Source organism: Polaribacter porphyrae (genome assembly GCF_002954685.1).
Lineage (GTDB): Bacteria > Bacteroidota > Bacteroidia > Flavobacteriales > Flavobacteriaceae > Polaribacter > Polaribacter porphyrae.
This window is the reverse complement of sequence record NZ_MSCN01000001.1, coordinates 1,751,969-1,753,102: the sequence shown is the minus strand read 5'-3', so window position 1 is coordinate 1,753,102 and position 1,134 is coordinate 1,751,969. Positions and strand designations below refer to the sequence as shown.

General features: G+C 32.7%; 1 protein-coding gene. It reads right to left on the bottom strand.

Annotation, left to right across the window (positions count from 1 at the left end; translation table 11 throughout):
- Positions 1 to 1,134 (bottom strand): DUF8693 domain-containing protein (locus tag BTO18_RS17630; protein WP_496559573.1); only part of this gene is annotated, 1,134 nt, incomplete at both ends.

The following is a 1,134-nucleotide window of genomic DNA, read 5'->3' as shown; positions in this document are numbered from 1 at the left end:
ACCTGTTACTTTTAGGTAATTTTTAGAAGTTGCATATACATTTATACCACTCACGACTAACTGATTTGTACTTAATGTAGTTGAAGTTGTATGCAAGTAAAAACGACCTATACCATTAAGTCCAATGTCTAGTTTTGTAGAAAATGAAGTGTCTTTATCTAAAGCTGTGAAGGTATTATTTACTCTATCTTCTAAATATATTTTAACTTGCTCTGGTAGGTTTATACTTGCTGCACTAATAGTAATGTCTGTTCCAATACTAGCAGTGATACCAATAGGGATTATCATATTTTCATAATTATCTATTGGTAACGACTGTATACCTAATTTTCTACCTGAACCATTAGAAACAGTCTCTGTAAAAATATTGAAGTTGTTTGTTATACCTCCAAAAATTGAGCTATCATATCCATTATCAAAGGCAGTTGAAGTTCCTGCAATGTAAAAAATATCGGTTTTCTTTGTTGTGTTGCCATCAGATAACATCAACTTTATTTCTGGCCTATTGTTGGTTACTGTTTTTTGAAAAGTATCTGAACTTTGATGCGATTGCATTGCTTCTGTAAAAGATAACGTATTTGAGCCATTTGCACTAACAAAGAATCCTTGACCTGGAGCTATATGAAAAGCACCTGTTGCATGATTTACTTGATCGTATGAATTAGAGCTTTGATTCCAAAACCATAATGTTGACTCAGTTAGAAAATCATTATCTGTATCATTCAGTTTTAATAAATTATTGGTTGCATTAGCAGTATTATTAGCAGCAATATATGATGGATAAGGGTTGCTGACTAAATTAAAACCGTTTGTGTTCGTATTAATAGCTACACCCACATCTGTATCTTGCAAAGTACCTGTAAAACTTATATCACCTGGGCTTGTTAGCTTAACAGAATAACCTGTACCAGAAATAATATTACCAACAGAAGCACTTGTTAAATAGTTCCAGCCTGTACCATCATTTACATAAGGAGCTAGACCAATATTTGTACTTGTTCCTAATGCAAAAGTATGGTTTAGTATTAAGTCTGCTAAAGTTTCTCCTGACAGTGGAGAACCTACCAAATACCAATTATTAGTTGGTAAATTTCTACTGTAAGTAATCTGACCTGTTGCTGTACCTTTTACTAT